Origin of the sequence: Streptomyces canus (assembly GCF_041435015.1) — a bacterium.
GTDB lineage: Bacteria > Actinomycetota > Actinomycetes > Streptomycetales > Streptomycetaceae > Streptomyces > Streptomyces canus_G.
Genome location: NZ_CP107989.1, coordinates 7,865,391 through 7,892,058, shown reverse-complemented (window position 1 = coordinate 7,892,058; position 26,668 = coordinate 7,865,391). Strand labels below are relative to the sequence as shown.

The window sequence follows — 26,668 nt, the reverse complement described above, 5'->3', positions numbered from 1 at the left end:
CGTGCACCCCCGAACCCCACCGGCCACCCGGATCCCCCGTATCGAGGACTACGCCCTCATCGGCGACGAACAGACCGCCGCCCTGGTCGGCACGGACGGCTCGGTGGACTGGCTGTGCCTGCCCCGCTTCGATTCGGGGGCCTGCTTCGCGAGGCTGCTCGGCGACGAGGAGAACGGGCACTGGCGGATCGCTCCGGAGAACGCCGACCGGTGCACGAGGCGCGCCTACCGCCCCGGCACCCTCGTCCTGGACACCGAGTGGGAGACCGACGAGGGAGCGGTGCGCGTCACCGACCTGATGCCCCAGCGCGACCTGGCCCCCGACGTCGTGCGCGTCGTGGAAGGGCTCCGCGGCCGGGTCACCGTGCGCAGCACGCTCCGGCTGCGCTTCGAGTACGGCTCGATCGTGCCCTGGATGCGCCAATCCGACGGGCACCGGGTGGCCGTCGCGGGCCCCGACGCGACGTGGCTGCGCAGCGAGCCCCCGGTACGCACCTGGGGCGAGCACTTCGGGACGCACTCGGAGTTCACCGTCGAGGAGGGCGAGAAGGTCGCCTTCGTCCTCACCTGGCACCCCTCGCACGAGCCGCGCCCCCCGCTGACCGACCCCTTCGAGGCGCTGGAGAGCAGCGTGGCCGACTGGCAGGCCTGGGCGGCGCGCTGCCGCTACGACGGTCCGCACCGGGACGCCGTGGTCCGTTCCCTGATCACCCTGAAGGCGCTCACCTACCGGCCGACCGGCGGCATCGTGGCGGCGGCCACGACCTCGCTGCCGGAGGAGATGGGCGGGGTGCGCAACTGGGACTACCGCTACTGCTGGCTGCGCGACGCCACCCTCACCCTGGGCGCCCTGGTGCAATGCGGCTACCTGGAGGAGGCCGAGGCCTGGCGGGACTGGCTGCTGCGCGCGGTGGCCGGCGACCCGGCGGACCTCCAGATCATGTACGGCGTCGCGGGAGAACGGCGGCTGCCGGAGTTCGAGCTGCCGTGGCTGTCCGGTTTCGGCGGCTCGACGCCGGTACGCATCGGCAACGAGGCCGTGAAGCAGCTCCAACTGGACGTGTACGGCGAGGTCATGGACTCGCTGTCGCTGGCCCGGCGGGCGGGCCTGCCCGCCAAACCGCACATGTGGTCCCTGCAGAACGTCCTGCTGGACTTTCTCCGGTCCTCGTGGCGGCAGCCGGACGAGGGACTGTGGGAGGTGCGCGGCGGCCGCCGCGACTTCGTCCACTCGAAGGTCATGGTGTGGGTCGCCGCCGACCGCGCCGTGCGCGCCCTGGAGGCCTTCCCGGATCTGAGCGGCGACCCGGACGGCTGGCGCGCGCTGCGCGACGAGGTGCACCGCGAGGTCTGTGAGAAGGGCTACGACCGCCAACGCAACACCTTCACCCAGTACTACGGCTCGCGCGCACTCGACGCGTCCCTGCTGCTGATCCCGCGCGTCGGCTTCCTTCCGCCCGACGACCCCCGTGTCGTCGGCACGGTCGACGCGATCCGCACGGAGCTCGACCACGGCGGATTCGTCCGGCGGTACAGCGCCGAGGAGACGACGGTGGACGGGCTGCCGGGCGGCGAGGGCATCTTCCTGGTGTGCTCGTTCTGGCTCGCCGACGCGCTCCACATGACGGGCCGTACGAAGGAGGCGCGGGAGCTCTTCGAACGGCTGCTGGGGCTGGCCAACGACGTGGGGCTGCTGTCCGAGGAGTACGACCCCGTGGCCGGCGCCCAGCTCGGCAACTTCCCGCAGGCGTTCAGCCACATCGGACTGGTGAACACCGCCCTCACCCTGTACGGGGGCGAGGAGGCAGGATAGGAACCATGGATCTTGGACTGAAGGACCGTGTGTACGTCGTCACCGGAGCGACCCGGGGGCTCGGCAACGCGGCCGCGCGCGAGCTGGTCGCCGACGGGGCGAAGGTCGTCGTGACCGGGCGGGACGAGACGCGTGTGCTCGCCGCGGCGGCGGAGTTGGGACCGAACGCCTTCGGGGTGGCCGTCGAGAATGCCGATCCGTCGGCTGCCGAGCGGCTGATCGCCGCCGCGCGGGAGAACTTCGGCGGTTTCGACGGGGTGCTGATCAGCGTGGGCGGGCCTGCGCCCGGGTTCGTCGCCGACAACACGGACGAGCAGTGGCAGTCCGCGTTCGAGTCGGTGTTTCTGGGAGCGGTTCGGCTGGCCCGGGCGGCTGCGGCCGAGCTGGAAGCCGGCGGTGTGATCGGGTTCGTTCTCTCCGGTTCCGTGCATGAACCGATTCCGGGACTGACGATTTCCAACGGACTGCGGCCCGGTCTCGCCGGGTTCGCGAAGTCGCTCTCGGATGAACTGGGGCCGCGGGGGGTTCGGGTCGTCGGGCTCCTGCCGTCCCGTATCGACACGGATCGCGTGCGTGAGCTGGACGCGTTGTCGGCGGATCCGGAGGCCACCCGGGCCGCGAACGAGTCCCGGATTCCCTTGCGGCGGTACGGAACGCCGGAGGAGTTCGGGCGGGCTGCCGCGTTCTTGCTGTCGCCGGCTGCGTCTTATCTGACGGGGGTCATGCTTCCTGTCGACGGGGGCATGAGGCACGGTTTCTGAACGCTCTCAACTGACCCGTTCCGCTTTGTGCTTGACGCCGGTCATGCGGACCTCGGCCGGGAGTGTCTCGAGCCCTGCCGAATCGCGGGCGTGGGTCAGGGCTTGTGCCGTCAGGACGTGAAGGGCCGTTCCCGGGTCCACGTGGGGTTCCAGCAGGAGTCGTACGCGGGTCCGGGGCGCGTCCGGACGGCCGGTCAGGTGGGCGTGGGCCCGGTGGACGCCGTCCACCTCGGCTGCCTCACCTTCGAGTACGCCCTCCAGGGCCCGGCCCCGCAGGAGCGCACCCTCGCCGTCGCCCGTGTTGACGCGTACCTCCGTGAGCCAGCGCCTGCGGAGGACCGCGGTCAGCCACCACAGGGTCAGCAGCACCACGAGTGCCAGGGCGGCGATGACCGTCGGCCACCACCAGCCCTCGCCGTCCCAGCGGGTGCGCTCGGCGTCGCTCAGCAGAACGTCCTTCTTGCCGTCGTGGATCCACCATGAGGGCGGGTCGAGACCGAGGCCCACGGCGAGTACCGAGCCGCCGACGACGAGCAGTACCAGCCCCACCAGGCCGATCAGTACGCGGTTGACGGTCCTGAGCATCGGCCTCAGCCCTTCTTCCTGGTCGTCCGCGCCACGTGCACCGACAGTGCGGGGGGCCGGGCCAGGCCCAGTGCCGTGATCGCCTCGGTGAGGGTCACGTCCAAGTCCGCCCGGACGTCGTCCAGTTCGCGGAAGTGGGAGACCGCGCGGACGTCGGCCTTCTTCCGGCGCATCCGTACGCGTGCGGACTGGACGCCGGCCACCTCCATGGCCCGGTCCCGCAGGACCATCGCGGCCGCGTCCCGGTGGAGGCCCGCCCGCACATCCGGATGGGTGCGGCTCATCGGGAGGACGCCGCGCAGACCCGGTGTGGCGGCCAGGACGATCAGCCACAGGCCCAGGGCCGCGGCGACTCCGGCGCCCACCAGGACCCAGATGTCGTCCAGGGGGCGTTCGGCGAGCTGCCGGGCGAGCTCGCGGCGCCAGTGCATGGGCGGCCGGTCGGCCCGGACGGCTGCGATGTCGTACAGGAAGATCCCCGCGACGAGCAGGAGCAGCAGGGCCACGATGCCCGCCGGGACCCTGCGCGCCGACCAGAAACGGCGTTCGCCGCCGCCCGCCCGGTCCTCCAGGGCGGGTGGTGGTCCGTACGCCGCCGCCGACGCGGACTGGTCGCGCAGGTCCGGTGCCTTCTCGATGACCGGCAGTCGTTGTGTAGTGCCCTCGGAGCCCTGGGGCTCGCTCATCGCGTCCTCCCCTGTGCCACACCGTGCGCCTGTGCCGGATACAGCCGCTCCACCTGGACGGCGACCTCCGACACCTCCATGCCCACCAACGCGACTACCCGCTCGACCACGTGCTGACGCACCTCTCGGCAACGCGCGCCGATGTCGCAGGGGTAGTCGAGTTCGAGGTGCATGCGGATCCGGGCGACCTCGCGGTGGACGACGACGGTGGCGTACGGGGGCTGGGCCTCGGCGGGGAGCCGTCCGAGCGCCTCGCGGGCCGCCTGACCCGCGACCTTCGCGACCACCCGGTCGGCGATCCTCGTCGCCCCTCGGTCACCGGGCGGAACGGCGGTCGCGCTCAGGGGTGTGCGGAGCTCGTCCGCCGCGCCTGCCTCGCTGCTCACGGACGTCATCGCCGCCGGTCACGCCGCTCGTCACGAGTACGGAAGAGGTCGCCGATCTCCAGGTCCCCCTCCAGGAACCGGCCGACGACGAAGCCGATGGCGCCCAGCGCCGCCACCAGCAGGAAGGCGCCGAATCCGCCGAAATACCCTGCGAAGCCCAGCGCCATGCCGGCGATCATGCCGACCACGGCCATGCTCATCGCACGCTCCCTAAAAGTCCCTGAAGTGTGGTCGGGCTACTGGAGCCGGGTCTCCGGCTCCTCGTCCTCTTCGTCGGGCAGCTTCACATCGCTCACCGCGATGTTGACCTCGACGACCTCCAGACCGGTCATCCGCTCCACCGCCGATACGACGTTCTCGCGCACGGCCCTGGCCACGTCGGAGATCGAGACGCCGTAGTCGACGACGATCTCCAGGTCGAGCGCGGTCTGCACCTCGCCGACCTCCACCTTGACCCCGCGAGTGGCGGACTTCGAACCGCCGGGCACCCGGTCCCGTACGGCCCCGAAGGTGCGGCTCAGCCCGCTGCCCATGGCGTGGACGCCGAGGACGTCCCGTGCCGCGAGTCCGGCGATCTTCTCCACGACACCGTCGGCGATGGTGGTCCGCCCACGTGTCGCCGCGTCGCCGCCGCCGCGCTTGGTGGTCTTCCGCGGCTGCACCGACGACTCCACCTCGGTGTTCTGCGTCATGTCGGTCATCACCATCACCCCTTTCGGTCGTCCTCCTTCGACCACCGTAAGCGCGGTTGCGCGATCGCGCGCCGGAGATGCGGCAGGCTGGAGTAATGACGGCGGAGCAGTGGGCACGGACGGTGCGGCATCAGCTGGGGCTGGGGCGGCTGCTGCCCCTGGGCGGGCCGCGCGACGGGGCGTGGATCTCCGAGGATGCGGCTCAGGGGGTGCTGCGAGCCGCCGTGCGAGAACTACCGGAGGTACGGCTCGGTACCGTGCGCATCGGCCTCGCCGATCCGGAGGACGCGCACGAGCCCGCCGTGCCGCCGCCTCCGAGCGCGCTGCCGCCCGGCCCGCTGCGGATCACGGCGGAGTTCGAGGCCACCCCCGCACGGCCGCTGCCGGTGACGGCGGAGCGGCTGCGCACGGCACTCGCCGGAGCGGCGACGGGGCTGCTGGGGCTGGAACTCGGCGAGGCGGACCTGCGGGTGACGGCCCTCGTGGACGAGGACGCGGAACCGTCTCCCGTACGACGGCCCGAGCCGCCGCGTGCCGTGGCGGCGGGGCACGGCGACGAGGCTCTCGCGGCCGGCGCCGCTCTGGCGGTGCCCGGTGTGGACCGGCTGACCGGTCTGCTCGGGCGGCCGGTGCACATCGAGGACGGGGAGACCGGGGACGGCTCGCTTCCGCGCCGGCATGTCCGCGTCGAACTGTCGGTGGACGCCGGCCGCCGGGCCCTGGACGTGGCCCGGGAGGTCCGCGCCGCCGTGGGAGAGGTGCTGTCGGATCGTCCGACGGTGGCCGTGCTGGTGACGGCCGTGATGACCTAGGGCTGTCCGGCGGATCATGCGGACGTCGCCGTTGCTTGACGTCTGCCCGATCCGCCGGCAGGTCCTAGTCGCCGACTCCGGCGAGGTCACGCAGCCGTCGGGTCTGGGCCGCCCGCTCGGCGGCGCGCTGCTCGTCGTAGGTGCGGTCCTGGGCGCCCCGCAGCAGCGACTTGGTCTCGATGACCGCGTCGCGGGGGGCGGACAGGAGCGCGGCCGCCAGGTCCTGCACGGCGGCGTCGAGTTGGTCGAGCGGTACGGCGAGGTTGGCGAGGCCGGTGTTCACCGCCTCCTCGGCCGTGACCAAGCGCCCGGTGGCGCAGATCTCCAGCGCCCGGGCGTACCCGACGAGGCCCACCAGAGGGTGGGTGCCGGTGAGGTCGGGGACCAGGCCCAGGCTGGTCTCGCGCATGGCGAACTGCACGTCGTCGGCGACGACGCGCAGGTCACAGGCGAGGGCCAGCTGGAAGCCCGCCCCGATGGCATGCCCCTGCACGGCGGCGATGGACACGACGTCACTGCGCCGCCACCAGGTGAAGCCCTCCTGGAACTGAGCGATGGCGGCGTCGAGTTCGGCGTCACCACTGCGGGCGAGGTCGATGAACGACGGCTCGCCCTCGATCCCCTCGGGCGTGAACATCTGCCGGTCGAGCCCGGCGGAGAAGGACTTGCCTTCGCCACGCAGCACCACGACCCGGACGGAGCCCGGCACCAGCCGGCCCGCCTCGGCGAGCGCCCGCCACAGAGCGGGGCTCTGAGCGTTGCGCTTGGCCGGGTTGGTCAGCGTCACCGTGGCGAGGGTGTCCTCGACGGTGAGCCGCACGCCGTCCTTGTCGAGCAGGGGAACGAGTTCCTGGCCATCCTGGCTGGACGTCGCCATGGGGCGCCTCCGATGAGTGCGGTCATCCTCCGTGCCGCAGGACGGCACAGCTAAGTGACTGCACAGTAACCACCCGGTCAGTCAGCCGACCGACCGGGTGGCCACCATCGAAGCCGATGGCCGCCCGGATCAGGACGATGCGGCCTTCTTGCCCCGCGTCGCTCCGCCACGCCCACGAAGCGTGACGCCCGATTCGCTGAGCATCCGGTGCACGAAGCCATACGAGCGGCCGGTTTCCTCGGCCAGTGCCCGAATGCTCGCACCGGAGTCGTACTTCTTCTTCAGGTCTGCCGCGAGCTTGTCGCGCGCGGCGCCGGTTACCCGGCTGCCCTTCTTCAGAGTCTCGGCCACCCGTGCCTCCTCATGGGAAGTGCGCTCTGGTCCCCTCATGATCACCCCTCCGGGGCGCGATGGCCACCCATTCGGCAAGGTCCGTAAGACAGGGTTTTGACGACAGGAGCGCATCCCCACAAGCGGAATCTGTAATTCCACCCAGAGTCGTTCGTACCGCCGAACGGGTTCTTTTGTGAAATGCCAGGTCAGCGACGTACGACGGCCGAGCCCTTGTCGATAAAGGGCTCGGCCGTGAAATCGATGTAGGACACACCTCGGTACGAGGAGATCTCACACAGATGATGGATCACCGGTGGGCCGAATGATCCATACGCCGTGGATCACGCCATGGATCACGCTTTCGATCAAGCGGCGCTCACTCAGGCGAGGGCCACGAGATCCGCGTAGTCGGCACCCCACAGGTCCTCGACGCCGTCCGGCAGCAGGATGATCCGCTCCGGCTGGAGCGCCTCGACGGCGCCCTCGTCGTGAGTCACCAGGACGACCGCGCCCTTGTAGGTGCGCAGTGCGCCGAGGATCTCCTCGCGGCTGGCCGGGTCGAGGTTGTTGGTGGGCTCGTCGAGGAGGAGGACGTTCGCCGACGAGACGACCAGGGTGGCGAGCGCCAGGCGGGTCTTCTCGCCGCCGGAGAGGACGCCGGCCGGCTTGTCGACGTCGTCGCCGGAGAACAGGAACGAACCCAGCGTCTTGCGCACCTCGACGAGGTCGAGGTCGGGAGCCGCCGAGCGCATGTTCTCCAGGACCGTGCGCTCGGGGTCGAGGGTCTCGTGCTCCTGGGCGTAGTAGCCGAGCTTGAGGCCGTGGCCGGGCACGACCGCGCCCGTGTCCGGCTGCTCGGTCCCGGCCAGCAGACGCAGCAGGGTGGTCTTGCCCGCGCCGTTCAGGCCCAGGATGACCACGCGGGAGCCCTTGTCGATGGCCAGGTCGACGTCGGTGAAGATCTCCAGCGAGCCGTACGACTTCGACAGACCCTCCGCCATCAGCGGAGTCTTGCCGCAGGGCGCGGGCTCGGGGAAGCGCAGCTTGGCGACCTTGTCCTGCTGGCGCACCGCGTCGAGGCCGGCGAGCAGCCGGTCGGCACGCTTGGCCATGTTCTGCGCGGCGACCGTCTTGGTGGCCTTGGCGCGCATCTTGTCGGCCTGCGAATGCAGGGCCGCGGCCTTCTTCTCGGCGTTCTGCCGCTCGCGCTTGCGGCGCTTCTCGTCGGCCTCGCGCTGCTGCTGGTAGAGCTTCCAGCCCATGTTGTAGACGTCGATCTGGGCGCGGTTGGCGTCCAGGTAGAACACCTTGTTGACGACCGTCTCGACCAGGTCGACGTCGTGGGAGATCACGATGAAGCCGCCGCGGTAGGTCTTGAGGTAGTCGCGCAGCCAGACGATCGAGTCCGCGTCGAGGTGGTTGGTCGGCTCGTCCAGGAGCAGGGTGTCGGCGTCGGAGAAGAGGATCCGGGCCAGTTCGATACGGCGGCGCTGACCACCGGAGAGGGTGTGCAGCGGCTGGCCCAGCACCCGGTCGGGGAGGTTCAGCGCGGCGGCGATGGTGGCGGCCTCGGCCTCGGCGGAATACCCGCCCTTGGTGAGGAACTCCGTCTCCTGGCGCTCGTACTGCCTGAGCGCCTTCTCCCGGGTGGCGCCCTGGCCGTTGGCGATGCGCTGTTCGTTGTCGCGCATCTTCTTCAGCAGGACGTCGAGGCCGCGCGCGGAGAGGATCCGGTCGCGGGCGAGCACGTCGAGGTCGCCGGTGCGGGGGTCCTGGGGGAGGTAGCCGACCTCGCCGGAGCGGGTGATCTGGCCCGCGGCGGGGATGCCCTCGCCGGCCAGGCACTTGGTGAGGGTGGTCTTCCCCGCGCCGTTACGGCCGACCAGGCCGATGCGGTCGCCCTTGGCGATGCGGAAGGTGGCGGACTCGATGAGGACTCGGGCGCCGGCGCGCAGCTCGATACCGGAGGCGGAGATCACGGACAGACTCCAGGGCGGATTCGGGATTGACGGGTGGGCGGCTGAGGACGTTCCCGCCGTCTAATGCGCGAGGAGAATGGCCATGGGCCAAGTCTAACGGTGGCGTGCAAGCACTTTTGTGGGTTCGGGTGTTCGGTTCGTCTCGCTTCAGCGGTCGCTGCCGTCGGGCCGTTGTCAGTGGTCGCTGCGAGACTGGTCGGCAGAGGGAAATCCCGGCACGCGCCCGGTTTCCGATCCGGCGCTTGATCACGAGGGAGTGATCGGCATGGCAGGCACGAGCGGTGGGCGTCCGAGCATCTACCCGACGCTGCTGTACACCGACGCGAAGGCGGCGATCAAGCAGCTGACGGAGGCCTTCGGGTTCACCGAGCTGTCGGTGTACGAGGGCGAGGACGGCTCGGTACTGCACGCCGAGCTGGTGCAGGGCAACGGCGCGGTGATGCTCGGCTCGAAAGGCCGCGGCGGCGTCTTCGACGCGGCGATGAAGGACGCGGGCACGACCGGGGTGTATGTCGTCGTGGACGACGCCGACGCCCACCACCGCCGCGCCGTGGAGCACGGCGCGGAGATCCTGATGCCCCCGACGGACCAGGAGTACGGCTCCCGGGACTACATGGCCAGGGACGCCGAGGGCAATGTGTGGAGCTTCGGGACGTACGCCCCGGAGATCCACGCCTGACTCATCCTCCCGTGTGCACCTGGAAGGCGGCGCGGCGTACGGCCTTGGCGAGGGCCGGGTCGGGGTGGGCGGCGGCGAGGGCGACCAGGACCTGCACGGTGCGCGGGTGGCCGACGGCCCGGACCTCGTCGAGCAGTCGGGGGACGGTCGGCTGGAGGGCGGACTCCAGGTGTCGCACCAGCATCGGGGCCTCGCCGTGGTCGGCGACGGCGGCCGCGGTGTCGACCCACAGCCAGGTGGCCTCTTCCCGGGTGAGCACCTCGTGGGCGTCCTCCGGGTCGATCCCGTCGTGCTCGGCCAGCCACAGCAGGGCGTACGGCCGCAGGGTCGGCTCGTCGGCCACGGAGCGGACGTCGGGCTCGGCCGGGGCGCCGACGACGCGCAGGGCCTCGAAGGCGAGGCCGCGCAGCAGGGCGTCGTCACCGCGGGCGGCGCCGAGCAGCTCGGTGACGGCGCTGCCGACGGGACGGGCCGCGAGCCAGGCGCGGTACTCGGCGCGGGCCGCGTTGGGGCGCAGCTGGGCGCAGCCGCGCAGCATCTCCTCGGCGGCGACCTCGATGTTGCCGGCCGGACTCTGCGCGGCGACGCAGATCTGCTCCAGCTTGACCCACACCGCCCAACTGCCGAGCGGGGTGAGGGTGGCCTGCCCGTCGCCGTAGGTCAGGGCGCCGACGGAGGCGAGGGCGCGCAGGGCCCAGTCGAGGAGGGGGGCGAGGGGGGCGTCGGCCGTCTCGGGCTCCTCCACGGGCTCCGGCTGGGGACCGTAGGGGATCTCGCAGCGCGCGGTGCGCAGTTCGGTGACGCGCTGCTCCAGGAGGTCCAGGAGTTGCTCGACCGGGACGGGGCCGGCCGACAGCTGGAGGAAGGAGAGCACCTGGGGCATGGCCGAGACGACCTCGGCGACGGCGGCGGGCTCGCGGTCGGTGGGTTCCGGGGAGGCGAGCGACCAGGCGTCGAAGAGGGCGACCCAGCCGCGCAGTACGGCGCTGTCGTCACGGTTCCAGGCGCGCAGCCGCCAGCCCGGGCGCGCGCTGTCGCCATGCACCTCGATCAGACCGGCGAGGCGGGCGGTGTCCCAGGCGGCGCGGACCTGAGCCGCGGTCAGGCCGAGATCCCCGGCCGCGCGCCCGGCTGTCTCGTCGGAGAGGGTGCCCTTGCCGTCGGAGCCCGCGCCGTCCCTGCCGGGGCCCAGGGCGCCGTCGGCCCAGTGCGCGACACGGGCCGCGTCGGCGAGACCGGAGCGCGCCATTCTGGCCAGTTCCGCGGGGGCCGGTGTGCCTTCCGGCGGGCGGGGCGCGGGGCGGCGTGGGCGCCGTTGGTTCACGGCTGAGGGGGCGGCGGCCAGGGGTCGCGGGCGGACGAGTCGAAGCCTGGAGTCGCGCGGGATACGGGACGTCACGGGTGCAGTCTTCCGGTTGACGGTCCGAAAACCCAAACGGAATGCCACCGCGCGCGACGGGGCGGGCCGACGCCGGGGCCGCGCGAAGGGGCATACGCCGAGATCAGGCCAGTAGTACGGGCTTAAACGGAACCTGTGGGACCGGGGCGCCCGGAGGTCACATCAGGGGGGTGAGGAAACGGCGCAGTGCTTCTTCGTAGCCGCTCGGGTCGGCGTTCCACATCGCCGCGTGGGGGGCCTCGCGGACCGTGTGGAGGGCGATCCGGTCGGGGTGGGTGCCGGCGAGACGGCGGGAGAGGTCCCAGGGGGCGATCGTGTCGTCCGGACCGTGGAAGATCAGGGTCGGCGGCGGGGGCCGGTCGGGGCCCATGTCGTCGGTCCGGTTCTCGTGGTCGGCGTAGGGGACGGTGCGGTCCGCGTACAGGCCGAAGTGGTCGCTGGGCAGCCCGGTGCGGCCCTGTGCCGCGCGCACCGCGAGCGGCAGGAGGACGCCGGGGGTGTGGCGGGCCGCGGCGAGGGCGCGCAGGGTCCGCTCCCAGCTGAGGACCGGGGAGTCCAGGATCAGCCCCCTGACGCGGTCGCGCAGGTCCGAGTGGGCGGCGGCGCGCAGGGCCATCGTGGCACCGGTGGACCAGCCGTGCAGGACGAGTTGGCGGGCGCCGTGGTCGACGGCGTACCGCATCGCCGCGTCCAGGTCGCGCCACTCGGTGTCGCCGAAGTGGTTCAGGCCGTCGGGCGGGCGGGGGGCGCCCGCGTCGCCGCGGTAAGCGGGGGCGAGGACCGGGAAGCGGAGGCCGTGCAGGAACTCCATGAGGTTCATGGCGTGTTCGCGGGTCGTGCCGAGGCCGTGGACCGCGATGACCCAGGTGTCGCGTACACCCGGGATGAACCACGCGGGCAGGGCGCCGAGTTCGCCCGGAATCTCGACGTCGGTGTGGTCGAGGCCGAGGATCGACTTCGGGTTGCCGACGTACGCGTTCGGGGTGAGCCAGACCTTGTCGCCCGGTTCCAGGGTGCCGTGGGTGACGCTTTCCAGGCGGCGGACGACGGTGTCGGCGGAGTGCGGTTCCGCGGCGAGGACGGGGCCCACGACGGCGTGGGAGGCGTCGCCTGCGAGGCCGTATCGGCCGGGGCGGAGGGCGGCGAGGTCGCGGGTGAGGGTGATACGGCCGGCGGCGACGGAGTGAACGGTGAGCCGGGGTTCACCGGGCAGCGGGCGGCCCGGTGGCGCCTTCAGTCCGGCGTCGCTGGCGATCCTCCCGGCGACGATTCCGGCCGTGCCGGCCGCCAGGGCTGCGGTGACGGCAGCGGCCGTCGCTTTGACAGTACGCACGCCTTTCAGTGTCCTGTCAGACCCGGTCGACGGCCAGTGGGCGTGCCTCCGGCGGTTGGGCGGGGGTGCCTGCGGCGGCCTGCTTCGGTTGGGTGGGGGTGGGCGTTGTGCGCAGTTCCCCGCGCCCCTGGATGCCTGCGGCGGCCCGTTTCGGCTTCGGTGGGGGCGGATGTAGCGCGTGCGGGTGGTGTGTGGGTCGGGGCCGGGGTGGGGGGTGTCCGTCCTCGGTCCGGGGCTCGGTCCCTTGAGCAGGGCTCGGTATCGGACGCCGGCCGCTGCGGGCGGACACCCCCCAGCCCGTCCCCTGCGCGCCGTACGCGGCGAGCGGTCCATTGTGGCGCGGGTGACTGCAACTCCTCAGGGGCGCGGGGAACTGCGCGACCAGCCCCCACCGGCCCGCACACGCGCAAGGACCCGGCGTCGCACCCCCGTAGGCTTCCCGCTCAAGCTCAGCGCAGCCCCCGCTGCCCGTACCCCCGCAACCGCTCCCCCGCCTCCATCACCTGTTCCTCCGTCAGCAGGTTCGGGGTCAGGCCCGGTACCGCGCGGGCCGTGAGCCACAGGTGGCACATCCATTCCAGCTGGGCGGTGCGGTCGTAGGCCTGGGAGAGGGTGGCGCCGTAGGCGATCGTTCCGTGGTTCTGGAGGAGGCAGGCGGAGCGGTCGGCGAGGGCGTGGAGCATGTTCTCGGCCAACTCGTCGGTGCCGTAGGTGGCATAGGGGGCAACCCGGACGGCACCGCCGAGCGCGCCGGTCATGTAGTGGATCGCGGGGAGCTCGGGCACGAGCGTGGAGACGGCCGTGGCGTGCACGGCGTGGGTGTGGACGACCGCGCGGGCGTCGGTGCTGCGGTAGACGGCCAGATGCATGGGGAGTTCGCTCGTCGGGACCAGCCTGCCGAGGACCTGTCGGCCGTCGAGGTCGACGCCCGTGACGTCGTCCGGCGTGAGGCGGTCGTAGGGGACGCCAGAGGGCGTGACCAGGACCGTGTCCGCGACGCGCACCGAGACGTTGCCGGAGGTTCCGACGACCAGTCCGTCGGACACCGTCCGGCGGGCCGTGTCGACCAACTCCCCCCAGGCGTCCGCCTCCTCGGCACCGACACGCCGTACGTCCCGTGGATCCCGCTGTTCCTCAGCCATGCCGCGATCCTGCCAGCCGTGGCGCCGGTTCGCCTCGGGCCGGGGCCCTGTAGGGCACAGATCCGACGCCATTCCGGGGGACACCTGGCCCGTGATCGCAAGCCTGCCCATCTCGCCGCACCAGAAGAACGTCAACGGGCAGAAGGCCAGGACCACGGGTGCCGAGTTCGTCTACGTCCGTGGATGGCCCGCTCCAACTCGGCGGGTGACCGGAATCTCTTCAAACGGGTCGGCGCATCAGCCGAGGGGGTTCGTTCGGGGGCATAGCCGTGGGGCGCACGGGCCGCGCGGGGGCCGCGAGGTCGAGCAAAGCCGTAGCAGAAGATTACGGTCACCGTGCGGCCCGCCTCAGTTCACCTTCCGTTCATCCAGGTTACTTACCTTCAACAGGCCAATGACCTCGAACGATTGCCTGGGTAAATGGAAAACTTCTCGCTGATCCTCGCGATTGTGGTGGTAACCGCACTCGCGTTCGATTTCACGAACGGTTTTCACGACACCGCCAACGCGATGGCCACCACCATCTCGACCGGTGCACTCAAGCCCAAGGTCGCGGTGGCCATGTCCGCCGTGCTCAACCTTGTGGGCGCTTTCCTCTCGGTGGAGGTCGCCAACACGATCTCCAAGGGTCTCGTCGACGAGACCGGCATCCGTCCCGAGGTCATCTTCGCCGCCCTGGTCGGCGCGATCCTCTGGAACCTGCTGACCTGGCTGGTGGGCCTGCCCTCCAGTTCCTCGCACGCCCTCATGGGCGGGCTGATCGGCGCCACCATCGCCTCGGCGGGCATGGGCGCGGTCCACGGTGACGCGCTCATCACCAAGGTCCTGATCCCGGCGATCGCGGCGCCGATCGTCGCGGGCATCGCCGCCATGCTGGCCACCCGGCTCTCCTACAGCCTGGGCAAGAAGGCCGACGGCAAGGCCGCCGCGAAGGGCTACCGCACCGGCCAGATCGCCTCGGCCGGTCTGGTCTCGCTGGCCCACGGCACCAACGACGCGCAGAAGACGATGGGCATCATCACCCTCGCCCTGGTCGCCGGCGGTGTCGTCGCACCCGACTCGGACCCGCCCACCTGGGTCATCCTCTCGGCGGGCCTCGCCATCGCGCTCGGCACCTACCTCGGCGGCTGGCGCATCATCCGCACCATGGGCAAGGGCCTGACCGACCTCCAGCCGCAGCAGGGCTTCGCCGCCCAGACCAGCGCGGCCACCGTCATCCTGGCCTCGTCCCACCTCGGCTTCTCCCTCTCCACCACGCACTCCGTCTCCGGTTCGGTGATGGGCGCCGGCCTCGGCCGCAAGGGCGGCGTCGTCCGCTGGTCCACGGCCACCCGCATGTTCGTCGCCTGGGGCCTGACGCTCCCGGCGGCGGCCCTGGTGGGCGCCCTGGCGGAGTCGGTCACGGACCTCGGCGACTGGGGTACGGCGGTCGTGGCGGTCTTCCTCGTCGCCTCCAGCGCGGCGATCTGGAAGATCTCGCGGCGCGAGGTCGTGGACGCGTCCAACGTCAACCACACCGACGAGCCGGCCGGCGTGGTGACCACGGCGATCGCCGCCGTGACCCCGCCGCCCGCGGGCACGGTGACCGAGGCCCTCACCGCCACGATCCCGGCCCCGCCCGCCACGACGGAACCGGCCGCCCCGCCGGCCGCCGTCTGAGCCCGCAGTACTAAGGAAGCCTCACCATGAAGATCGACTGGGAAGCACTCGGCTCCGTCTTCGGCGTCAGCCTCGTCGTCACCGTGGGCCTCGTGGCCCTGTTCACCCTCGGCATCATGGGCCTGTCCCGCCAGGAACGGGCCACCGCCCAGGGCGACTCGGCCGCCCTCGCGGTCACCGGCGCCTACGCCTGCTTCGCGGCGTGCGCGGCGGCCGTGGCGTACGGGATCTATCTGATCGTGGCCTGACGGCACCGGTCCCTCGACGGCCGGGAGGGTACGGAACTCAACGTTCCGTACCCTCCCGGCCGTTCTTTCGCCTCCGGTCCGCTGTCCCGCCGGACCGGCGATGTGGGGTTGTGCACACTCCCCCGCCGCAGGTCAGAAGCAAGTTGACGGCTCTCGAAGGGCCGTGGTGGACTGCCGGAGCCATATACGGCGGCAGAAGAGGAAGCCGGTGCGAATCCGGCGCGGTCCCGCCACTGTCACCGGGGTAGGTAGCCCCGGGAGCCAGGAACTCTCGCCGCCGGACTCGTCGAACCAGGGCGTGGACACCCTGAGTGAGGACATGACGCGATGCTCGCCTGCCGATCCACCTGCGGTACCAGGCACTTGAACGACCCCGCGATCGGCTGAGCCGGTGCGTGCCGATCGCGTCTTCGCGTACGGCGCCGCCGCCGGTCTGATCGGCGACCTTCTGCTCGGTGACCCCCGTCGGGGGCATCCGGTCGCCGCGTTCGGACGGGCCGCGGGCGCCGTGGAGCGGGTGTTGTGGCGGGACCACCGGGGGTGGGGTGCACTGCACACCGCCGTGTGTGTGGGCGGTGCCGTGGGCCTCGGTGCCGTCGCGGAGAACGTCGTACGTCCGTCCCGTACCGCTTCCGTCACCCTCACCGCCGCCGCCACCTGGGCCGTCGTGGGCGGGACTTCACTCGTGCGGGAGGCCCGGGTCATCGGGCGGGCGCTGGAGGCCGGAGACGTCGAGGCGGCCCGGGAGCGGCTGCCGCATCTGTGTGGGCGCGATCCTCAGGCGCTCGATGCCGACGGGATCGCGCGGGCCGTCGTGGAGTCCGTCGCCGAGAACACCTCCGATGCCGTCGTGGGGGCGCTTGTGTGGGGGGCCGTCGCCGGGGTGCCGGGGCTGCTCGGGTTCCGGGCCGTGAACACGCTCGACGCCATGGTGGGGCACAGGTCCGTCACCTACCGCCGCTTCGGGTGGGCTTCCGCCCGGCTCGACGACCTCGCCGGGTGGCCGGGAGCGCGGCTGACCGCCGTACTCGCCGCCCTGGCCGGTGACAGTCCGCGGGGTGCCGTGCGGGCCTGGCGGGAGGACGCGCCCAAGCACCCGAGCCCCAACGCCGGGCCCGTGGAAGCCTCGTTCGCGGGGGCGCTGGGTGTCCGGCTCGGGGGGACGCTCTCGTACGCGGGGCGGGTCGAGCATCGGCCAGTGCTGCATCGGCAAGGGCGCGCCGTCGCCACGTACGACATCGAGCGCGCCGTACGGCTGTCACGGCGCGTCGGGCTGCTCGCGCTGGGCGTCGGTGTCGCCGCGCGGGCCTTCGTGAAGGGGCGTACGGCATGAGTGGCGGGGGTCTTCTCGTCGCCGGAACCACCTCGGACGCCGGCAAGAGTGTCGTCACCGCCGGGATCTGCCGGTGGCTGGTGCGGCAGGGGGTGAAGGTCGCGCCGTTCAAGGCGCAGAACATGTCCCTCAACTCGTTCGTCACCCGCGAGGGCGCCGAGATCGGCCGGGCGCAGGCCATGCAGGCGCAGGCCTGCCGCATCGAGCCGACCGCGCTGATGAATCCCGTGCTGCTCAAGCCCGGTGGTGAGCAGAGCAGTCAGGTCGTGCTGCTCGGGAAGCCCGTCGGGGAGTTGAGCGCACGCGGCTATCACGGGGGGCGGCAGCAGCAGCTTCTCGGGACGGTGCTCGACTGTCTCGGCGAGTTGCGGGGCACGTATGACGCGGTGATCTGTGAGGGGGCCGGCAGCCCGGCCGAGATCAACCTGCGGCGTACCGACATCGTCAACATGGGGATCGCCCGGAACGCCGGGCTGCCCGTGCTGGTCGTGGGCGACATCGACCGCGGGGGCGTCTTCGCCTCCTTCTTCGGGACCGTCGCGCTGCTCTCCCCCGAGGACCAGGCGCTCGTCGCCGGGTTCCTCGTCAACAAGTTCCGGGGGGATGTCTCGCTGTTGGAGCCGGGACTGGACATGCTCCACGGGCTCACCGGACGCCACACCTACGGCGTTCTGCCCTTCCGGCACGGGCTCGGGATCGACGAGGAGGACGGGCTGCGGGTGTCCCTGCGGGGGACGGTCCGGGAGTCCGCGGTGAGCCCTCCGGTGGGTGAGGACGTGCTGCGGGTCGCCGTCTGTGCGATTCCGCTGATGTCCAACTTCACCGACGTCGACGCCCTGGCCGCCGAACCCGGTGTGGTGGTGCGGTTCGTGGACCGGGCGGAGGAGCTGGCGGACGCCGACCTCGTCGTGATTCCGGGAACCCGCGGGACCGTTCGGGCGCTGGAGTGGCTGCGGGAGCGCGGGCTGGCCGACGCCCTCGTCACCAGGGCCGCTCAAGGACGCCCGGTGCTCGGCATCTGCGGTGGCTTCCAGATCCTCGGCGAGCACATCGAGGACGAGGTCGAGAGTCGGCGGGGGCACGTCGAGGGGCTCGGAGTCCTTCCCGTGCGGGTGCGGTTCGCGCGGGAGAAGACCCTGACCCGGCCGGAGGGCGAAGCCCTCGGCGAGCATGTCGCGGGGTACGAGATCCATCACGGGGTCGCCGACATCCACGGGGGCCAAACCTTCCTCGACGGCTGCCGCGTCGGCCAGACCTGGGGGACCCACTGGCACGGCTCGCTGGAGTCGGACGGGTTCCGGCGGGCCTTCCTGCGGGAGGTGGCGGCCGCCGCGGGCCGCCGGTTCGTGCCGGCCCCCCACACCTCGTTCGCCGCGCTGCGCGAGGAGCAACTCGACCGGCTCGGCGACCTGATCGAAGAGCACGCGGACACGGACGCGCTGTGGCGACTCATCGAGTCCGGCGCGCCGCAAGGACTGCCTTTCATTCCACCGGGAGCGCCCGCATGAGCACAGTGTTGTTGTTGTCCACCGCCGACACGGATCTGCTGGCGGCCCGGGCCGCTTCCGGTGCCGAGTACCGGATCGGCAACCCGACGCGGATCGACGTCACGGACGAGCTGCCCGCACTCCTGGACGGCGCGGACATCGCCGTCGTACGGCTGCTCGGCGGCAAGCGGGCCTGGGAGGACGGGCTCGCCGCGCTGAAGGCTTCCGGCGTCCCGACCGTCCTGCTCGGCGGAGAGACCGTGCCGGACGCCGAGTTGATGGCCGAGTCGTCCGTACCGGCCGGTGTCGTGGCCGAGGCACTCAGGTACCTCGTCGAGGGCGGGCCCGCGAACCTGGAGGAACTCGCCCGGTTCCTGTCCGACACCGTGCTGCTGACCGGCGAGGGGTTCGCCGAGCCGCGGAAGATGCCGGAGTACGGCGTCCACGGCCCGCCGGCGCCGGACAACGGCCGCCCGACCGTCGGCGTGCTCTTCTACCGGGCCCATGAACTCAGCGGCAACACCGCCTTCGTGGACACCCTGTGCGACGCGATCGAGGCGCGGGGCGCCAACGCCCTTCCCGTGTACTGCGGTTCACTGCGCGGTGCCGACGCCGGGCTCTACGAGCTCCTCGCCCGGGCCGACTCCCTCGTCGCCACCGTCCTCGCCGCCGGCGGCACCCACGCCTCGCAGGCCTCGGCGGGCGGTGACGAGGAAGCCTGGGACATCGGGGCGCTGGCCGACCTCGACGTGCCGGTGCTGCAAGGGCTCTGCCTCACGTCGTCCAGGGCGGCGTGGGACGAGTCGGACGCCGCCCTCTCCCCCATGGACGCGGCCATGCAGGTCGCGATCCCGGAGTTCGACGGACGGCTGATCACCGTGCCGTTCTCCTTCAAGGAGCAGGGGCCCGACGACGTCCCGGTGTACGTGGCGGACCCCGAGCGGGCCGCGCGGGTCGCCGGGATCGCCGTACGGCACGCGGAGTTGAGGCACAAGCCGAACCCCGAGAAGAAGCTCGCGCTGGTCTTCACCGCGTATCCGACCAAGCACTCGCGGGTCGGCAACGCGGTGGGCCTGGACACGCCCGCTTCGGCGGTGCGGGTGCTGGACTCGCTCCGGGATGCCGGGTACGTCGTCGAGGGGTACCCCGACAACGGCGACGAGCTCATCCACCGGCTGATCGAGGCCGGCGGACACGACGTCGAGTGGCTGACCGAGGACCAGTTGGCGTCGGCTCCCGCCCGGGTGCCGCTCGCCGACTACCGGGCCTGGTTCGACCGGCTGGAGCCGGGACTTCGCCAGGCCATGGTGGACGCGTGGGGTGAGCCGCCGGGCTCGCTGTACGTCGACGGGGACGACATCGTGCTGGCCTCGCTCCAGTTCGGGAACGTCGTCGTGATGATCCAGCCGCCGCGCGGCTTCGGGGAGAACCCGATCGCGATCTACCACGACCCGGACATGCCGCCGTCCCACCACTACATGGCCGCGTACCGGTGGCTCGAGAACTCTTTCGGCGCCGACGCGATCGTCCACATGGGCAAGCACGGCACGATGGAGTGGCTGCCGGGCAAGGGCCTCGGCCTCAGCGGGGGTTGCGCGCCGGACGCCGTGCTCGGTGAACTGCCGCTGATCTATCCCTTCATCGTCAACGACCCCGGCGAGGGCACCCAGGCCAAGCGGCGCGGGCACGCCACCGTGGTCGACCACCTGGTGCCGCCGATGGCGCGGGCCGACACCTACGGCGACCTCGCCAAGCTGGAGCAGCTCCTCGACGAGTACGCGCTCGTCTCCGACCTCGACCCGACCAAGGCCCCGGCCGTGCGCGCCCAGATCTGGACGCTGGTCAAGGCGGCCGAGCTCCACCACGACCTGCATGTGGACGAGCAGCCGGACGACGCGGCGTTCGACGAGTTCGTCATGCACATCGACGGCTATCTGTGCGAGATCAAGGACGTGCAGATCCGCGACGGGCTGCACATCCTCGGCGGCGGACCGGTCGACGAGGCCCGGGTCAACCTCGTGCTCGCCGTGCTGCGCGCCTCTCAGGTGTGGGGCGGGCAGGCGAACGCCCTGCCGGGGCTGCGGGCTTCGCTGGCGGAGCATTTCGGGCTGGTCGAGAAGGAGTTGCTGGCCGAGCCCGGTGCGCCGGTGAAGGTTCCGGTCGAGCTCTCGGACCTCGTCGACGGTCCTGCGCGCAGCGCCGCCGACGCGATCGATCTGCTGGAGCAGCTGTGCCGACGGGTCGCGGAGGGCATGGAGGCCGTGTCCTGGGACGTGACAGCCGTCCCCGTTCTCGTGCGTGACGTCCTCGGCACCGAACTCCCCGAGGCCGTCGCCGTGCTGGAGTTCGCCTGCACCGAGGTCGTGCCCCGGCTGGCCCGTACGACGGACGAGATCGCCCACATCCTCAAGGCCCTGGACGGCGGTTACGTCCCGGCCGGGCCTTCCGGCTCGCCGACCCGCGGGCTCGTCAACGTCCTGCCGACCGGCCGGAACTTCTACTCCGTCGACCCCAAGGCCATTCCGTCCAGGCTGAGTTGGGAGGTCGGACAGTCGCTCGCCGACTCGCTCGTGCAGCGGTACCTGGCCGACACCGGCGAGTACCCGAAGTCCGTGGGGCTCACGGTCTGGGGTACGTCCGCGATGCGTACGCAGGGCGACGACATCGCCGAGATCCTCGCGCTGCTGGGCTGCCGTCCGGTGTGGGACGAGGCCTCGCGGCGGGTCACCGGCTTCGAGGTCGTTCCCCTGACCGAGCTCGGCCGTCCGCGCATCGACGTCACGGTCCGCATCTCCGGCTTCTTCCGGGACGCGTTCCCGCACGTCGTCGGCCTGATCGACGACGCCGTCCGCAAGGTCGCCGAGCTGGACGAGCCGGCCGACCGGAACTTCGTGAAGGCGCACGCCGACGAGGACACCGTCGAGCACGGTGACCGGCGGCGCGCGACGGCCCGGATCTTCGGGTCCAAGCCGGGGGCGTACGGCGCCGGTCTGCTGCCGCTGATCGACGCCCGCAACTGGCGCTCGGACGCCGACCTCGCCGAGGTGTACGCGGTGTGGGGCGGCTACGCCTACGGGCGCGGGCTGGACGGGCGGGCGGCGCGCGGGGACATGGAGACCGCTTTCAAGCGGATCAACGTCGCCGCGAAGAACGTCGACACCCGCGAGCACGACCTGGTCGACGCCGACGACTACTTCCAGTACCACGGCGGCATGGTCGCCATGGTGCGCCACCTCACGGGCGCCAACCCCGAGGCGTACGTGGGTGATTCGGCCACGCCCGACCAGGTGAAGACGCGGACGCTCGGCGAGGAGACCCACCGGGTCTTCCGGGCCCGGGTCGTCAACCCGCGCTGGATGGCGGCCATGCGCCGGCACGGCTACAAGGGCGCCTTCGAGATGGCGGCGACCGTCGACTACCTCTTCGGCTACGACGCCACGGCGGGCGTGGTCGACGACTGGATGTACGAGAAGCTCAGCGCGGAGTACGTCTTCGACGCGGAGAACCGGGACTTCATGAAGAAGTCCAACCCCTGGGCGCTGCGGGGCATCACGGAGCGGCTCCTGGAGGCCGCCGACCGTGGACTGTGGGCCGAGCCGGACGCGGACACGCTGGAGCGGCTGCGGGCCACGTACCTGGAGCTCGAGGGCGACTTGGAGGGTGACGAGAAGTGAGTACCCCGTTTCCGTTCACGGCCGTCGTCGGCCAGGAGGACCTGCGGCTCGCGCTGCTGCTGAACGCCGTGTCGCCGGCGGTCGGCGGTGTGCTGGTGCGCGGCGAGAAGGGCACCGCCAAGTCGACTGCGGTGCGCGCCCTTTCGGCTCTGCTGCCCGAGGTCGCGGTCGTCCCCGGCTGCCGTTTCTCCTGTGACCCCGCCGCACCGGACCCGTCCTGCCCGGACGGTCCGCACGAGGCGGGCAACGGCGGCATGCGCCCCTCCCGCATGGTCGAACTCCCCGTCGGCGCCTCCGAGGACCGGCTCGTCGGCGCCCTCGACATCGAGCGGGCGCTCGCGGAGGGAGTGAAGGCCTTCGAGCCGGGACTCCTCGCCGACGCCCACCGCGGGATCCTCTACGTCGACGAGGTCAACCTCCTCCACGACCACCTGGTCGACCTGCTCCTCGACGCCGCCGCGATGGGGGCGTCGTACGTCGAGCGGGAGGGGGTCTCGGTACGGCACGCCTCGAAGTTCCTGCTCGTCGGCACCATGAACCCCGAAGAGGGCGAGCTGCGGCCGCAGTTGCTCGACCGGTTCGGGCTGACCGTCGAGGTCGCGGCCTCGCGGGAGCCGGACCAGCGGGTGGAGGTCGTGCGGCGGCGGCTCGCCTACGACGACGATCCGGCCGGGTTCGCGGCGCGTTGGGCGGACGAGGAGAGTGCCGTACGGCAACGGATCGTCGCCGCACGGGAGTTGTTGCCGTCGGTGCGGCTGGGCGACGGGGCGCTCCGGCAGATCGCGGCGACCTGTGCCGCGTTCGAGGTGGACGGTATGCGGGCCGACATCGTGATGGCCCGTACGGCGACCGCGCTGGCGGCGTGGGCCGGGCGGACCGATGTGCTCGCGGAGGACGTGCGGCAGGCCGCGCTCCTCGCGCTGCCGCACCGCCGACGCCGTAACCCCTTCGACGCGCCGGGACTTGACGAGGACAAGCTCGACGAGACGCTGGAGGAGTTCAGCGGGGAGGGCGACGAGGATCCCGACCCGGACGGGCCCGGTGGGGGTGGCGGGCAGCCGCCGTCGTCCGACGGGCCGCAGGCCGACGGGGATTCCGGTGCGCAGCCGGAGGCGGGGGACGGTGGCGAGCCGCAGGCCTCCGGTGCCGGTTCCGGGGAGCAGTCCGCCGCGCGGGCTTCCGAGCCCTTCCGTACCAAGGTGCTCAGCGTGCCCGGGCTCGGCGACGGCGCTGCCGGGCGACGGTCCCGTGCGCGGACCGAGCACGGGCGGACGACCGGTGCCCGGCGGCCCCAAGGGGCCCTGACCAAGCTGCACTTGGCGGCCACCGTGCAGGCGGCCGCCCCGCATCAGCGGGCGCGGGGACGGACGGGGCGCGGGCTCGTCGTCCGGCGTGACGATCTGCGGCAGGCGACGCGGGAGGGGCGCGAGGGGAATCTCGTGCTGTTCGTCGTCGACGCCTCGGGGTCGATGGCGGCGCGGCAGCGGATGAGTGCCGTGAAGGGGGCCGTGCTGTCGCTGCTCCTCGACGCGTATCAGCGGCGGGACAAGGTGGGACTGGTGACGTTCCGGGGGTCGGCGGCGGAGGTCGCCCTGCCGCCCACGTCCTCGGTGGACGCCGCGGCCGCCCGGCTGGAGACCCTGCCGACCGGTGGGCGTACCCCGCTCGCGGCCGGGCTGCTGCGGGCGCACGAGGTGCTGCGGGTGGAGCGACTGCGGGATCCCGCGCGGCGGGCGCTGGTCGTCGTGGTGACGGACGGGCGGGCCACCGGTGGGCCCGAACCGGTCGCGCTCGCGGGGCGGGCGGCCCGGCTGTTCGCCGCGGACGGCGTCGCCTCCGTCGTCGTCGACTGCGAGTCCGGGCCGGTGCGGCTGGGGCTCGCCGGGCAGCTGGCGGGTGAACTGGACGGCACGGCGGTGACGTTGGACGAGTTGCGGGCCGACTCGATCGCCGGACTGGTGAAGGACGTACAGAGGAGGGCCGCGTAATGCCTCAGGGACAGCCGAGTGTGGTGCCGGAGGACGGACTGACGACTCGTCAGCGTCGTAATCGGCCGTTGGTGGTGGTGCACACGGGCATCGGCAAGGGGAAGTCGACCGCCGCTTTCGGGCTTGCCCTGCGGGCCTGGAATCAGGGGTGGCCCATCGGAGTGTTCCAGTTCGTCAAGTCGGCGAAGTGGAAGGTCGGCGAGGAGAACGCGCTGCGGGTGCTGGGGGCGTCCGGGGAGGGCGGGTCGGTCGACTGGCACAAGATGGGTGAGGGCTGGTCCTGGGTGCAGCGCGACGCCCAGATGGACAACGAGGAGAAGGCCCGGGAGGGCTGGGAGCAGGTCAAGCGGGACCTCGCCGCCGAGACGTACCAGCTGTATGTGCTCGATGAGTTCGCCTACCCGATGCACTGGGGGTGGGTGGACACGGATGAGGTTCTTGACGTGCTCAGGAATCGGCCCGGGACCCAGCACGTGGTCATCACCGGCCGCAACGCGCCCGAGAAGCTGGTCGACTTCGCCGATCTCGTGACCGACATGTCCAAGGTGAAGCACCCCATGGACGCCGGGCAGAAGGGGCAGAGGGGCATCGAGTGGTGACTTCTTCCGTCCCTCGGCTGGTCATCGCCGCGCCGTCGTCCGGCAGCGGCAAGACCACCGTTGCCACGGGGTTGATGGCCGCGTTCGCCGCGCGGGGGCTCGCCGTGTCTCCGCACAAGGTGGGGCCGGACTACATCGATCCCGGGTATCACGCGCTCGCGAGCGGGCGGGTGGGACGGAATCTCGACGCGTATCTGTGTGGGCCGGAGCTGGTGGCTCCGCTGTTCCTGCACGGGGCGCGCGGGTGTGACATCGCCGTCGTGGAGGGGGTGATGGGGATGTTCGACGGGGCCGCGGGGGAAGGAGAGCTGGCGTCCACGGCTCATGTGGCGAAGCTGTTGCGGGCGCCCGTGGTGCTGGTCGTCGACGCCTCGTCGCAGTCCCGGTCCGTTGCCGCGCTGGTGCACGGGTTCGCGTCGTGGGATCCCGAGGTCCGGGTGGGGGGCGTGATCCTCAACAAGGTCGCGTCCGACCGTCATGAGGCGTTGTTGCGGGAGGCCTTGGAGTCGGCCGGGGTGCCGGTGTTCGGGGTGCTGCGGCGGGTGGCCCAGGTGGACACGCCTTCTCGGCATCTGGGATTGGTGCCGGTCGCCGAGCGGCGGGGGGCGGCGGTGGATGCGGTCGCGGCGATGGCGGAACAGGTCCGTGCCGGGTGCGATCTCGATGGGCTGGTTTCGCTGGCCCGGGGTGCGGGGGCGTTGTCGTGCGCGGCTTGGGATGCGGCTGAGGTGTTGGCTTCTTCGCCCCCGCCGCCCCTACCCGTCCCGTCCCCAGGGGCTGCCGCCCCTTCGACCCCGCCTGGGGGCTCCGCCCCCAGACCCCCGTCGGCCCTTGAGGGGCCTCGTCCTCAAACGCCGGACGGGCTGGTGGTCGCTGTTGCCGGTGGTCCTGCCTTCACGTTCTCCTACGCGGAGCACAGCGAGCTGCTCGCCGCCGCCGGTGCCGAAGTCGTTCCCTTCGATCCGCTGAGGGACGAGCGGCTGCCCGACGGGACCGCCGGCCTGGTCATCGGGGGCGGGTTTCCCGAGGTCTACGCCGCCGAGCTCTCCGCCAACGAACCGCTGCGCAAGGCCGTTTCAGCCCTCGCAGAGACCGGCGCTCCCGTCGCCGCCGAGTGTGCCGGCCTGCTCTATCTGTGCCGTGAGCTCGACGGGCAGCCGATGTGCGGGGTGCTCGATGCCTCGGCCCGGATGGAGGACAGGCTCACCCTCGGGTATCGGGACGCCGTCGCCGTCAGCGACAGTTCACTTGCTGTCGCCGGGACACGGATGCAGGGGCACGAGTTCCACCGGACCGTGGTGGAGCCGGAGGCGGGGGACGCCGCGGCCTGGGGTGTGCGGGTGCCCCGGCGGCGGCTCGAAGGATTTGTACAGCGTGGTGTGCACGCGAGTTATCTGCACACGCACTGGGCCTCGGTGCCCGGTGTCGCCCGTCGGTTCGTGGAGAGGTGCCGGACGTCATGAGCAGCAGCAGGTTGATCGGGGTCGGGGTCGGGCCCGGGGATCCGGAGCTGGTGACCGTCAAGGGTGTCAACGCCCTGCGCGCCGCCGATGTGGTCGTGGTGCCGGTCATGGACACCGGTGAGAAGGGGCGGGCCGAGGCCACCGTTCTGCACTACGTGCCCCAGGAGCGGATCGTCCGGGTCGTCTTCGCCCTCAACGAGCGCAGTGATCACGCCCGGCGCGAGGCCGCCTGGGACGCGGCCGGGGAGCGGGTCGCCGAGTTGCTCGCCGCCCACGCGTGCGTCGCCTTCGCCACCATCGGCGACCCCAACGTCTATTCGACCTTCACCTATCTCGCCCAGACCATCGGCGAGCTCGTGCCCGACGCCGTCGTCGAGACCGTGCCCGGGATCACCGCCATGCAGGATCTCGCCGCGCGTTCCGGGGCCGTGCTGACCGAGGGCACCGAGCCGCTGACGCTGGTGCCCGTCACCGCCGGTTCCGCCGTCCTCAAGGAGGCGCTCAACGGACCAGGGACCGTCGTCGCGTACAAGTTCGGGCGGCTGGCCGGTGAGGTGGCCGAGGCGCTCAGGGAGACCGGGCGGATCGAGGACGCCGTATGGGGATCGGCGCTGGGCATGGAGGCCGAGTCCATCCGGCCCGCCGGTGAGCTCGACGGGGCTCCCCTGCCGTATCTCTCCACCCTCATCGCGCCCGCGCGGCGGGACGGCACCCGGGGTGGCAAGTTGTGACACCCTCCG

The 26,668-nt window shown here is 71.8% G+C and carries 24 protein-coding genes and 1 riboswitch; of the genes, 13 read left to right on the top strand and 11 right to left on the bottom strand.

Going from position 1 to position 26,668, the window contains the following annotated elements:
- Position 1: 1 nt before the first annotated feature.
- Positions 2-1,813: a glycoside hydrolase family 15 protein gene (locus tag OG841_RS36015; RefSeq protein WP_371568391.1), complete on the top strand. Its 1,812-nt coding sequence runs from the start codon at positions 2-4 to the stop codon at positions 1,811-1,813.
- A gap of 5 nt (positions 1,814-1,818) precedes the next feature.
- Positions 1,819-2,574 (top strand): SDR family oxidoreductase, encoded by a 756-nt coding sequence (locus tag OG841_RS36010; protein ID WP_328637558.1) that lies wholly within the window; start codon positions 1,819-1,821, stop codon positions 2,572-2,574.
- A gap of 6 nt (positions 2,575-2,580) precedes the next feature.
- Here the strand turns inward: OG841_RS36010 and amaP are convergent, their stop codons facing one another.
- From amaP to OG841_RS35985, 5 genes are read right to left on the bottom strand one after another with little or no spacing between them, the layout of a single operon-like run.
- A complete protein-coding gene (amaP, locus tag OG841_RS36005) occupies positions 2,581-3,159 on the bottom strand; it encodes an alkaline shock response membrane anchor protein AmaP (RefSeq protein ID WP_371568387.1) in 579 nt (192 codons plus the stop codon).
- 5 nt (positions 3,160-3,164) lie between these two features.
- A complete protein-coding gene (locus OG841_RS36000; RefSeq protein WP_328637560.1) occupies positions 3,165-3,845 on the bottom strand; it encodes a DUF6286 domain-containing protein in 681 nt (226 codons plus the stop codon).
- Entirely contained in the window at positions 3,842-4,240 is a 399-nt protein-coding gene (locus OG841_RS35995) for an Asp23/Gls24 family envelope stress response protein (protein WP_328637561.1), read from the bottom strand. Before OG841_RS35995 ends, OG841_RS36000 begins: the two co-directional genes overlap by 4 nt.
- The gene (locus OG841_RS35990; RefSeq protein ID WP_059206289.1) at positions 4,237-4,431 is read right to left on the bottom strand and encodes a hypothetical protein; all 195 of its coding nucleotides are present in this window, start codon (positions 4,429-4,431) and stop codon (positions 4,237-4,239) included. The genes OG841_RS35995 and OG841_RS35990 overlap by 4 nt, the downstream gene beginning before the upstream one ends.
- A 36-nt stretch (positions 4,432-4,467) precedes the next feature.
- The gene (locus tag OG841_RS35985) at positions 4,468-4,932 is read right to left on the bottom strand and encodes an Asp23/Gls24 family envelope stress response protein (protein ID WP_280856739.1); all 465 of its coding nucleotides are present in this window, start codon (positions 4,930-4,932) and stop codon (positions 4,468-4,470) included.
- An 86-nt stretch (positions 4,933-5,018) separates the two neighbouring features.
- Here OG841_RS35985 and OG841_RS35980 point away from each other — a divergent pair, with 86 nt between their 5' ends.
- Positions 5,019-5,735: a nucleopolyhedrovirus P10 family protein gene (locus OG841_RS35980; protein ID WP_371568381.1), complete on the top strand. Its 717-nt coding sequence runs from the start codon at positions 5,019-5,021 to the stop codon at positions 5,733-5,735.
- 64 nt (positions 5,736-5,799) lie between these two features.
- On the opposite strand, the gene OG841_RS35975 is transcribed toward OG841_RS35980, so the two are convergent.
- The 3 genes from OG841_RS35975 to OG841_RS35965 form a co-directional block, all read right to left on the bottom strand.
- On the bottom strand, positions 5,800-6,612 hold the full coding sequence (locus tag OG841_RS35975) for an enoyl-CoA hydratase/isomerase family protein (RefSeq protein ID WP_371568378.1): 813 nt from the start codon (positions 6,610-6,612) through the stop codon (positions 5,800-5,802).
- 129 nt (positions 6,613-6,741) lie between these two features.
- Positions 6,742-6,963, bottom strand: a complete 222-nt coding sequence (locus tag OG841_RS35970; RefSeq protein WP_004002281.1) for a helix-turn-helix domain-containing protein — start codon at positions 6,961-6,963, stop codon at positions 6,742-6,744.
- 362 nt (positions 6,964-7,325) lie between these two features.
- A complete protein-coding gene (locus OG841_RS35965) occupies positions 7,326-8,924 on the bottom strand; it encodes an ABC-F family ATP-binding cassette domain-containing protein (RefSeq protein WP_326669751.1) in 1,599 nt (532 codons plus the stop codon).
- A 265-nt stretch (positions 8,925-9,189) separates the two neighbouring features.
- Here OG841_RS35965 and OG841_RS35960 point away from each other — a divergent pair, with 265 nt between their 5' ends.
- The gene (locus OG841_RS35960) at positions 9,190-9,603 is read left to right on the top strand and encodes a VOC family protein (RefSeq protein ID WP_328637564.1); all 414 of its coding nucleotides are present in this window, start codon (positions 9,190-9,192) and stop codon (positions 9,601-9,603) included.
- 1 nt (position 9,604) lies between these two features.
- Here OG841_RS35960 and OG841_RS35955 read toward each other — a convergent pair whose 3' ends face one another.
- The 3 genes from OG841_RS35955 to OG841_RS35945 all read right to left on the bottom strand — a co-directional run bounded on the left by OG841_RS35955 (position 9,605) and on the right by OG841_RS35945 (position 13,477).
- Positions 9,605-11,002, bottom strand: coding sequence for a hypothetical protein (locus OG841_RS35955; protein WP_328637565.1), 1,398 nt, complete (start codon positions 11,000-11,002; stop codon positions 9,605-9,607).
- Positions 11,003-11,159: 157 nt separating this feature from the next.
- Entirely contained in the window at positions 11,160-12,335 is a 1,176-nt protein-coding gene (locus OG841_RS35950; protein WP_328637566.1) for an alpha/beta hydrolase, read from the bottom strand.
- Positions 12,336-12,784: 449 nt separating this feature from the next.
- Complete coding sequence (locus OG841_RS35945) at positions 12,785-13,477, bottom strand: class II aldolase/adducin family protein (protein WP_328637567.1); 693 nt, start codon at positions 13,475-13,477, stop codon at positions 12,785-12,787.
- Positions 13,478-13,897: 420 nt separating this feature from the next.
- Between OG841_RS35945 and OG841_RS35940 the strand changes: the two genes are divergently transcribed.
- The 9 genes from OG841_RS35940 (at position 13,898) to cobI (ending at position 26,659) form a co-directional block, all read left to right on the top strand.
- Entirely contained in the window at positions 13,898-15,136 is a 1,239-nt protein-coding gene (locus OG841_RS35940) for an inorganic phosphate transporter (protein WP_328637568.1), read from the top strand.
- Between the two features lie 26 nt (positions 15,137-15,162).
- Positions 15,163-15,384, top strand: a complete 222-nt coding sequence (locus tag OG841_RS35935) for a hypothetical protein (RefSeq protein ID WP_020121372.1) — start codon at positions 15,163-15,165, stop codon at positions 15,382-15,384.
- 150 nt (positions 15,385-15,534) lie between these two features.
- Positions 15,535-15,674: riboswitch (cobalamin riboswitch) on the top strand.
- Positions 15,675-15,775: 101 nt separating this feature from the next.
- Positions 15,776-16,717, top strand: coding sequence for a cobalamin biosynthesis protein (locus OG841_RS35930; RefSeq protein ID WP_371568366.1), 942 nt, complete (start codon positions 15,776-15,778; stop codon positions 16,715-16,717).
- Positions 16,714-18,225, top strand: coding sequence for a cobyric acid synthase (locus OG841_RS35925; RefSeq protein WP_365117684.1), 1,512 nt, complete (start codon positions 16,714-16,716; stop codon positions 18,223-18,225). Before OG841_RS35930 ends, OG841_RS35925 begins: the two co-directional genes overlap by 4 nt.
- Positions 18,222-21,878, top strand: a complete 3,657-nt coding sequence (gene cobN, locus OG841_RS35920; RefSeq protein ID WP_371568363.1) for a cobaltochelatase subunit CobN — start codon at positions 18,222-18,224, stop codon at positions 21,876-21,878. Before OG841_RS35925 ends, cobN begins: the two co-directional genes overlap by 4 nt.
- Complete coding sequence (locus tag OG841_RS35915; RefSeq protein WP_365117687.1) at positions 21,875-23,866, top strand: putative cobaltochelatase; 1,992 nt, start codon at positions 21,875-21,877, stop codon at positions 23,864-23,866. The genes cobN and OG841_RS35915 overlap by 4 nt, the downstream gene beginning before the upstream one ends.
- Positions 23,866-24,465 (top strand): cob(I)yrinic acid a,c-diamide adenosyltransferase, encoded by a 600-nt coding sequence (cobO, locus tag OG841_RS35910; RefSeq protein WP_069762938.1) that lies wholly within the window; start codon positions 23,866-23,868, stop codon positions 24,463-24,465. Before OG841_RS35915 ends, cobO begins: the two co-directional genes overlap by 1 nt.
- The gene (locus tag OG841_RS35905) at positions 24,462-25,928 is read left to right on the top strand and encodes a cobyrinate a,c-diamide synthase (protein ID WP_371568359.1); all 1,467 of its coding nucleotides are present in this window, start codon (positions 24,462-24,464) and stop codon (positions 25,926-25,928) included. The genes cobO and OG841_RS35905 overlap by 4 nt, the downstream gene beginning before the upstream one ends.
- Positions 25,913-26,659, top strand: coding sequence for a precorrin-2 C(20)-methyltransferase (cobI, locus tag OG841_RS35900; protein WP_328637574.1), 747 nt, complete (start codon positions 25,913-25,915; stop codon positions 26,657-26,659). Before OG841_RS35905 ends, cobI begins: the two co-directional genes overlap by 16 nt.
- Positions 26,660-26,668: the final 9 nt, after the last annotated feature.